Source organism: Kitasatospora sp. NPDC004799 (assembly GCF_040609095.1).
Taxonomy (GTDB): Bacteria; Actinomycetota; Actinomycetes; order Streptomycetales; family Streptomycetaceae; genus Kitasatospora.
The window spans coordinates 1-8487 of record NZ_JBEXJK010000362.1; the positions used below are offsets into that span (position 1 = coordinate 1).

The window sequence follows — 8487 nt, forward strand, 5'->3', positions numbered from 1 at the left end:
GGCCTGGGCGTGCCCGCTGACCGAGTACGGGGTGTTCCACACGGGTTTGTAGACCGCGCCGTCGGCTTGGCGGGCGGTGAACTCCCGTGCGACCAGAACGGACCTGGACCCGACCGCGACCATCGGTCTGCACGACCACGAGCCGGCGGTCGGGGAACCGCTGCCCGGTTCCCCGGCCGCCTCCCCTTCCCCGGAAGCCGGCGAGGCCGCCGGAGCCAGCGCCGCCCCGGTCTTCGTGGACTCCTCCGGCCGCCGCCAGCGGCGGTGCGCCGCCTCGGCGCCCCGCTCGCCGTCCCGGTGGTCGGCTACTTCCCGGGACCGCCGCCGCCCGCGCCGCACCGCTGGTGACGGTCGACGGGGACACCGCTGTCGAGCCGGACGCCGTCCGGCAGCTGGTGCAGCGCCACGGCAGCCTGCAGCGGCCGGTCCCGGCCCCGGCGGACCCGGCCGCGGGAACTGCCCCGGAGCCGGCCGGCGTCGGCGGCTATCGTGCACAGGTGCACGAGGCGGTCCGGAACCCCGGGCAGGGCACGGGAGGGGAGCTCCAGGTGATCGGACGGGCGCTGAACGGGCGTTACGAACTCGTCGAGTTGCTCGGCGTCGGCGGCATGGCGACCGTCTGGCGCGGCCTGGACCGGGTGCTGGGCCGTCAGGTGGCCGTCAAGGTCCTGAACGGCGGCCTCGCCGACGACCCCCGCTTCGCCGAGCGCTTCGGCCGGGAGGCCCAGCACGCGGCCATGCTGGCGCACCCGAGGATCGTCATGGTCTTCGACTCGGGTGTGGACGAGGGCACCCCGTTCATCGTGATGGAGCTGGTCAGCGGCCGTTCGCTGGCGGCCCTGCTGGCGGAGCGGCCGGGCCTGCCGGTGGAGCGGGCCGTCGGCATCGCGGCGGCGGTCTGCGAGGCGCTGGCGGTCGCGCACGCGGCCGGGCTGGTGCACCGGGACATCAAGCCCGGAAACATCATGATCACCGACGACGGCGGGGTGAAGGTCGTCGACTTCGGCATCGCCCGGGCCGGCTCCTCCAGCAACCTGACCCAGACCGCGAGCGTGCTCGGTACGGCCGCCTACCTCTCGCCGGAGCAGGCCACCGCCTCGGCGCTGGACGGACGGACCGACCTGTACGCGGTCGGCTGCGTGCTCACCGAGATGCTCACCGGCGCGACCCCGTTCACCGCCGAGACCCCGGTGGCGATCGCCTTCAAGCACGTCAGCGAGCAACCCCTGCCGCCCTCCGCCCGCCGCCCCGGACTGCCGCCCGCGCTGGACGCGGCGGTGCTGCGGCTGCTGGCCAAGAACCCGGCCGACCGGCCGGCGGACGCGGCCGCCGCCAGGGCCGAACTTCTCGGCACGGTGCCGGGGTTGGTGGTCGGCGACCCGACGGCGGAGCTGCTCGCGGGCGGGGTCGGGGCGGCGGGGGCGGCGACCCAGCTCCTCCCGCCGGTGCCCTTCCCCGCGCCGCCGAACCAGCAGCACACCACCGTATTGCCGCCCCAGCCCCCGGCCGCCACCTCGGTGATGGCGCCGGTCCCCGCCCCGTCGCCCGTTCCCCTGGCCGGGCCGGCCGCGCCGACCGTGCCGGCCGCGCCCGCCCGTAGCCGCCGGAAGCCCCTGGTGCTCGGGGCGTTGGGCGTGGCGGGTCTGGCCGGGGTCGCCGCGCTGGCGCTCACCGCCTTCGACGAGCCGGCCGGCAACGCGGCCGCCGCCAAGCCGGCCGCGGCCACCGGCCCGGCGTCCACCGTGCCCACCGCGCCCACCACCGCCGCCACCACGCCGAAACCGACCGCGACCTCCGCCGCGCCCGCCACCCCCTCGGCGCCTCCGGCCGCCACCGCCGCCGTCCCGCGCAACCAGCCCGCCGCGCTCCAGATCCAGGGCTTCCGCCAGGCCGTCGCCCAGGCCCAGGTCGGCAAGGAGCGGGACAAGCAGGCGGAGCTCCTGAGGATCCTCGACACCACGGCGGCCCGCCTCAACGAGGGGGATCCGGACGGGGCCGCCCAGGAGCTCAAGGACGCCCAGAAGGTGGTCAGGGACATGGGCAAGAAGCACGCCGTCGACGTCCCGACGTACGCCAACTGGAACGCCCGCCTCTCGGCCCTGTTCGCCACCCTGCACACCGCCGCCGATCTCCAGGACGACTGAACACCCGTCAGAATGGAGCCGTGCTGACGATCGGTTCCCTCGTGCTGGGCGTCTCGGACATGCCCCGCGCCGTCGCCTTCTGGACGGCCGCCCTCGACTACGTCCCGCGCGGCGGCCTGGTCGAGGAGGACTGGACGGTCCTCGTCCCCGCCGCGGGCGGGAGCGGTGTGCAGCTCGCGCTCGGCCTCAGCGAGTCCCCCGTCCAGGAGCACCCGCGCGTCCACCTGGACCTGTACGCCGGGGACGCCGCCGACCAGGCCACCGAGGTCGAGCGCCTCGTCGCCCTCGGCGCGGAGCGGGTGGACTGGGACCGCTACCCCGAGGACCCCGACTTCGTCGTCCTCGCCGACACCGAGGGCAACCGCTTCTGCGTGATCGACACCAGCCGTTCCTGAATCCACCGCGTTGTCCACAGCCTGTGGACAACGCGGTGGGGGAACGGGGCGCCCCGCCGGACTCAGTCCCGCCCCCGGATCCTTCGCTCCACGTTCCCCCGGATCGCCCGGGACGCCGTTCCGGCCGCCGCCGCGAGGAACACGAAGTTGTACCCGATCTGCAGCACCACCACGAGCCGCGCCGTCTGCCCCGCCGGGGTGATGTCGCCGTACCCCACCGTCGCCATCGTCACGGTCGTGAAGTAGAGCGCGTCCAGTCGCGTCTCCAGCCCGGCGAACTCCGCCTTGCGCGCGCCGAGCACGTAGTACGTCCCGGCGAAGACGGTCAGTACCAGGAAGATCAGGAACGTCAGCCAGGCCACCGGCCGTCTCGCCGTCCCCCGCACCACCCCGATGATCTTGGCCAGCATCAGCCAGGTCAGCCCGACCAGCGCGCCCGCGAACACCAGCCAGCTCAGCAGCGGCCGTCGCGCCCCCAGCCACTCCAGCGGCAGCGTGAAGTACCCGACCATCAGCAGCACGGAGGCGCCCAGCAGCACGGACCAGGCCCTGAGGTCGGCGGGCGGCAGCGGGTTCTCGGACATCCCGCCCAGCCTCGCCGCGGCCGCCGGCGGCCGCCCGTCGGGCTGCTCCGCTCAGGCCAAGCCCCGCTGGACGGCCGGCACCGCCGGCCGCACCCGGTTCGGGCTCCCCGTCCTGGTCATCAGGACCGACACGCGGGTCTTCACCGTCGTCACCCCCGGGTGCATCCGCCCGGCGGTCTCGGCGTTCGACAGCCCGTCCGCGAGGTGCCGCAGCACCTCGGCCTCCCGCTCGGTAAGGTGGACGGGTGGAGCCCGCCGCTCGGCGCCCGCTGCACCCGCCGGGCAAGCCGGAGAAGAGCCGGGCCGAGGAGCTGCTGGAGTCGGGGCTGCCGACGCTGGTGGTGCAGAGCGCGGCGGACCCGTTCGGCGGGCCGGCGGAGTTCCCGGAGCTGCCGGCCGGGCACGAGCTGGTGGCGGTGCCGTACGGCAGCCACGGCTTCGAGGTGCCCAAGCGGGCGCCGGTCCGGCAGGAGGAGGTGCTGGACCTGATCTGCGCGTCGGTGGGGGACTGGGTGCTGGGGTTGGTGTGAGGCCGTGAGCGGGGCGTTGCCGCTCGATCACTCGTGCGAGTGAACGGCCGGTGCGACCGGGAATGCGGGCGGGGCCCGTGTGGTTGTCGCTTCCGTCAGCAGGAGTCCAGCAGGAGTCACCGGTGAGAGGCAGGGCAGATGGGTTCGATCGCGTGCCCGGAACGGCCTGAGGAGCGCGAGGCCACCACGGCGTTCGCCCCCTCCTGGTCGGAGTGGCTCGACGCGGGCGAGAAGCCCGTCAGCCCGATATCCTCCATTTCTGGGCGGCCCGCCGTGGGCCGTTCCCGTCATGCCGAGGAGGTGGGTCCGGTCGTCGGGACCGAGCACGAGGCCGAGCCGGGCCGTGGCCCGGACGAGGCCCTGCCTGCGGGCGAGGCGCTCACCGGTGAGGAGCTGGCCGAGGCGATCGGTGAGGACACCTACCGGGTGTCGGCGGAGGAGAGCGAGGAGGCCCGGCGGGAGCGCTTCGAGCGCGACGCCCTGGGCTACCTGGATCCGATGTACTCGGCGGCGCTGCGCATGACGCGCAACCCGGCCGACGCGGAGGACCTGCTCCAGGAGGCGTTCGCGAAGGCGTACGCGTCCTTCCACCAGTTCCGCGAGGGCACGAACCTCAAGGCCTGGCTGTACCGCATCCTCACCAACACGTTCATCAACTCGTACCGCAAGAAGCAGCGGGAGCCCCAGCGCACCGCGGCGGAGGAGATCGAGGACTGGCAGCTGGCCAGGGCCGAGTCGCACATGTCGACCGGTCTGCGCTCGGCCGAGACCCAGGCGCTCGACCACCTCCCCGACAGCGATGTGAAGGACGCGCTCCAGGCCATCCCGGAGGAATTCCGGATCGCCGTCTATCTCGCGGACGTAGAAGGCTTTGCGTACAAGGAGATCGCGGACATCATGGGTACTCCCATCGGTACGGTGATGTCCCGGCTGCACCGCGGCCGCCGTCAGCTGCGCGGCATGCTGGAGGATTACGCCCGTGAGCGCGGGCTGGTCCCGGCCGGCAGCGGGGCAGGGCAGGAAGCGAAGGGCTCGGGCTCATGAGCTGCGGCGATCCGCACGAAACCGAGTGTGGCGAGGTCCTCGACCACCTCTATGAATTCCTCGACAACGAGATGCCCGAGGGCGACTGCGCCAAGCTGCGCGTGCACTTCGAGGAGTGCTCGCCCTGCCTGAAGCAGTACGGGCTGGAGCAGGCGATCAAGGCGCTGATCAAGCGTTCCTGCGGGTGCGACGACACCCCGACCGACCTGCGCGGCAAGGTGCTGGCCAGGATCGACTCGATCCGGGCCGGGCAGCGCTCGGGCGGGCAGGTGGTGGTCGCGGTGGAGACCACCGTCGAGGTGCACGCCGAGGCGGCCGGGCCGGCGCCCGGGTCGGGCGGTGCCGCTGCGGCGGAGCCGGCCGGGCGCGCGGGCGCGCCGGTCGAGGCCGGCGCCCAGGCGGAGTGACGGCCCGTCGGGCGAACGCCCGTACGGCGGTCGGCCGGGTGGTCGAACACCGGGTGCGGTAGTCCGCCGGTCCGCCGGTGAGGGCGGGCCGGACGGTTCGGACAAGGAGGACAGCGGCCCCGGGAGCGTGCGCTCCCGGGGCCGCTCCCGTTCTGCTCGCATGCGCCCCTCACTCGATCGAGTGAGTTGGCGGTGCGCCAACTGCGCCGTTGCGCCATCATGCGTCCCCGCGCGCGGGCGGCGGCCTATTCTCCTGACGGTCACTCACCGTCGGTCCGCCCGACGCGTCGAGGCAACACGGGGTCCGTACGGCGGGGAGGTCGAGATCGCTACCGACTGTGGAGGATCGACCCTGCCGCGAGGGGCGGCGCGCTACCTGGCGGCCGTCCCGGTGGCGGCGCTGTGCTGCCTGGTGCCGCTGCTGCCCGCCGCGGCCGCCCCCGGGCTGCCGCACTGGCTCGGCGCGCCGGTGGACTGGCCCAAGGTCGGGCTGCTGGCCTTCCTGCACGGCTGCTGGGAGTCCCTGGCCCAGGGCCTGCCCACGCCCTGCCTGGTGCTGCTGCGCCGGCTGCTGCGCCGGCCGCCCCTGCCCGAGCGCACGCCCGCCCGGCCCGGGGTGAACGCCTTCTTCCCGGTGCTGTTCGCCGGGGTGCTGATGCTCCCGCCGGCCGCCGCCGCCCTGGTCGCCGCCCCGGCCGCGGTGCTCGGCGGACCGAGCGGGCGCGGCTGCCGCCCGCGCCAGCTGTTCAACGGCTCCCAGCTCGCGCTGTGCGCCTTCGCCTCCTCGGCCGCCTTCCACCTGCTGCGCGGCCCGCAGCTGCTGCTCGGCTCCCGCTTCCCGGCCGCGCTGCTGCCCGGATGCGCCGCCGTCGCGGTGTTCTGCCTGGTCAACGGGGCGGTGGTGGGCGTCATGCTGATGCTCAGCGAGGGCCGCCGGCCCCGGGTGCTGCTGCGCGGGGCGCACTCGGTGTGCGGGCTGCCGGTGCTGGTGCACGCGGCCGGCGGGCTGATGGTCGCGGTGCTCTGGCAGGGCCCGTACGGCGCGTTCGCGGCGCTGCTGACGCTGCTGCCGCTGTCCATCTCGGCCTGGGTGTTCGCCCAGGGCCAGCGCGAGCGGGACGCCCACCAGGCCACCGTGCAGTCGCTGGTGCAGGCCGTGGAGATCAAGGACTCCTACACCCGGGGCCACAGCGAACGGGTCGGCCGGGCCTCGGTGCTGATCGCCACCCAGCTCGGCATGGAGGCCGAGCGGCTGCGCACCCTGCGCTTCGCCGGCATCCTGCACGACGTCGGCAAGCTCGGGGTGGCCACCGAGCTGCTGCGCAGAAACGGTCCCCTCACCGAGGCCGAGCGCCGGGCGGTGGAGATCCACCCGGTGTACGGGTACGAGCTGGTGCGCGGGATCGACTTCCTCGGTGAGGCGCACGCCGGGATCCTGCACCACCACGAGCGGATGGACGGCCGGGGCTACCCGAGCGGGCTGGCCGGCGAGCAGATCCCCGAGTTCGCCCGGATCATCTCGGTGGCCGACGCCTTCGACTCGATGACCTCCACCCGCTCCTACCGGCGCGGCCGCCCGGTCGGCGAGGCGGTCGCGGAGCTGGAGCGCTGCTCGGGCAGCCAGTTCGACCCGGTCATGGTGCGGGCGCTGATCGACGCGCTGGCCGGGCACGACTGGCAGCCGGTGGTGCACTCCGAGGACGGCATCGAGGCGGTGCCGGACATCCCGCTCGGGGTGCCCGAGCCGGTCCGGGCGGCACCGGGCCGGGTGCCGCCCCAGGGCGGGACCGTCCCCGCGGCCGGGCAGCCGTGAGGGCCTCCGGGCGCGCCGCCGCCTGGCGTACCGCCGCCGCGCGTACGGCCGCCGGGCGGGCGGTGTCCGGGCGGCGCGGGGGTTTCGGGCGGCGCGGGGTTCTCGGGCGGCCCGGGGTGTCCGGGCCCCGGGTGCCGCGGTGCGTCGGCCCGGGCCGCACGCCCTGCGGGCGCACCGCGCGCGCCGTGCACGCGGCGGCGGCCGCGCTGCTGGTGCTCGCGCTGGGCACGGTCGCGGTGCGCGGGGTCGCGGAGCCCGGGGTCGCCCTGGCGTTCACCGCGCTGATCGCGCTCGGCGAGTGCGTCCGGATCACCCTTCCGGGGGATCGGGAGCAGGCACCCATCGGCGCGGCCGGCGCGCTGGCGTACGCCCTGCTCGGGCCGCTGCGCGGGGTGCCGACCGCGCACGGGACGCTCCAGGTGGTCGCGGTGACCGGGGCCGGCCTGGTGCTGGGCCGGCTGGCCGGTCTCGCCCTGCCGCCCCGCGTGCTGCCGGGCGGCCCCGGGCGTCCGCACCGCCGTCCGGCCTGGGCCGACCCGGCCCGCCGTGACGGCGCCGCCCGCCGGGTGCTCGCCGTCGGCTTTGCCGCCGCCGTCTTCCAGCCGCTCTACAACGGCGGCATGGTGGACCGCTACTCGCCCCAGGGCCCGGCGTACGGGGCGTTCCTGACCACCGTCGCCGCGCTGGCCGCGCTCTGCGACGCGACCCTGGCGGCGCTGCTGCGCCGCTCCGGCGGCGGGCCGCGGTTCCCGGCGGCGCTGGAGGACGAGCTGCGCTCGCTGTTCGGCATCGGCTCGGCGATCGTCGCCACCGGGATGCTGGTCAGCCTCGCGGCCGGCGAGGTGGGGCTGTGGGCGCTGCCGCTGTTCTGCACCCCGCTGCTGCTCGCCCAGGTGTCCTTCCGGCGCGCCGCCGCCGTGCGGGCCACCACCGGGCAGACCATCGCCAGCCTCGCCCGGGCCACCGAGCTGGCCGGCTACACCCCGCACGGGCACGCGCGCAGGGTCGCGGACACGGCGTGCGCGCTGGGCCGCGAGCTGGGTCTGGGGACCCGCGAGCTCGCCCTGTTGGAGTACGCGGCGCTGATGCACGACGTCGGCCAGCTGTCCCTGGTCGAACCGGTGCCGGACGGCGCCACCGCCCTGCTGCCCTGCGCCGAGCAGCAGCGGATCGCCCGGCTCGGCAGCGAGGTGATCAGCCGTACCGGGGTGCCCCGGCAGGTCGCCGAGCAGGTCGCCCGGCTGGCCGACCCGGTCACCGGGCCCGCCGCCGGGGAGGGGCCGGTGCCGCTCGCGTCCCGGATCATCCGGGTCGCCAACGCCCACGACGACCTGCTCACGGCGGCCCGCGGCCGGGGCGTCGGCGAGGCGGTCGGACGGCTGGAGGCGCTGGAGGCGCTGCGGCTGGGCCGCGGCCGGGTCTACGACGCCCGCGTGGTGGACGCCCTGGCCAGGGTGGGTGGCTAGGGTCCGTCCTCAAACTCGCGTCTGCGGGGCGACGCCGGGGCACGCACCTCGCCGCGTTGTCGTCGGTCGCCAATGCTCCGCAGTGGCTTCCTCCTCCGCCTTGC

At 75.4% G+C, this 8487-nt stretch carries 8 protein-coding genes and 1 pseudogene; 7 read left to right on the plus strand and 2 right to left on the minus strand.

Going from position 1 to position 8487, the window contains the following annotated elements:
• Positions 1 to 497 precede the first annotated feature (497 nt).
• Both ABZW03_RS32160 and ABZW03_RS32165 read left to right on the plus strand, forming a co-directional pair.
• Positions 498 to 2144, plus strand: coding sequence for a protein kinase (locus tag ABZW03_RS32160; protein ID WP_355266166.1), 1647 nt, complete (start codon positions 498 to 500; stop codon positions 2142 to 2144).
• Positions 2145 to 2164: 20 nt separating this feature from the next.
• On the plus strand, positions 2165 to 2539 hold the full coding sequence (locus ABZW03_RS32165) for a VOC family protein (RefSeq protein WP_355266169.1): 375 nt from the start codon (positions 2165 to 2167) through the stop codon (positions 2537 to 2539).
• A gap of 62 nt (positions 2540 to 2601) precedes the next feature.
• Here ABZW03_RS32165 and ABZW03_RS32170 read toward each other — a convergent pair whose 3' ends face one another.
• Positions 2602 to 3123, minus strand: a complete 522-nt coding sequence (locus tag ABZW03_RS32170; RefSeq protein ID WP_355266172.1) for an ion channel — start codon at positions 3121 to 3123, stop codon at positions 2602 to 2604.
• Between the two features lie 51 nt (positions 3124 to 3174).
• Complete coding sequence (locus ABZW03_RS32175) at positions 3175 to 3339, minus strand: hypothetical protein (protein ID WP_355266175.1); 165 nt, start codon at positions 3337 to 3339, stop codon at positions 3175 to 3177.
• Positions 3340 to 3389: 50 nt separating this feature from the next.
• On the opposite strand from ABZW03_RS32175, the pseudogene ABZW03_RS32180 reads away from it, so the two are divergent.
• From ABZW03_RS32180 to ABZW03_RS32200, 5 genes and pseudogenes are all read left to right on the plus strand, one after another.
• Positions 3390 to 3653 (plus strand): annotated as a pseudogene (locus tag ABZW03_RS32180) (alpha/beta family hydrolase); the annotation flags it as partial.
• Between the two features lie 405 nt (positions 3654 to 4058).
• Positions 4059 to 4697 carry a sigma-70 family RNA polymerase sigma factor gene (locus tag ABZW03_RS32185; protein ID WP_224285424.1) on the plus strand — a complete coding sequence of 213 codons (639 nt, stop codon included), beginning with the start codon at positions 4059 to 4061 and terminating at the stop codon, positions 4695 to 4697.
• Positions 4694 to 5104, plus strand: coding sequence for a mycothiol system anti-sigma-R factor (rsrA, locus tag ABZW03_RS32190; RefSeq protein WP_355266178.1), 411 nt, complete (start codon positions 4694 to 4696; stop codon positions 5102 to 5104). The genes ABZW03_RS32185 and rsrA overlap by 4 nt, the downstream gene beginning before the upstream one ends.
• Before the next feature lie 391 nt (positions 5105 to 5495).
• Positions 5496 to 6917: an HD-GYP domain-containing protein gene (locus ABZW03_RS32195; RefSeq protein ID WP_355266181.1), complete on the plus strand. Its 1422-nt coding sequence runs from the start codon at positions 5496 to 5498 to the stop codon at positions 6915 to 6917.
• 185 nt (positions 6918 to 7102) lie between these two features.
• Positions 7103 to 8383 carry an HD domain-containing protein gene (locus ABZW03_RS32200; RefSeq protein WP_355266184.1) on the plus strand — a complete coding sequence of 427 codons (1281 nt, stop codon included), beginning with the start codon at positions 7103 to 7105 and terminating at the stop codon, positions 8381 to 8383.
• The last annotated feature ends 104 nt before the right edge of the window (positions 8384 to 8487 follow it).

Bases quoted from the DNA above. Each gene is read 5' to 3' on its own strand.
- ABZW03_RS32170 (WP_355266172.1), bottom strand. From the start codon at position 3,123: ATGTCCGAGAACCCGCTGCCGCCCGCCGACCTCAGGGCCTGGTCCGTG.
- rsrA (WP_355266178.1), top strand. From the start codon at position 4,694: ATGAGCTGCGGCGATCCGCACGAAACCGAGTGTGGCGAGGTCCTCGAC.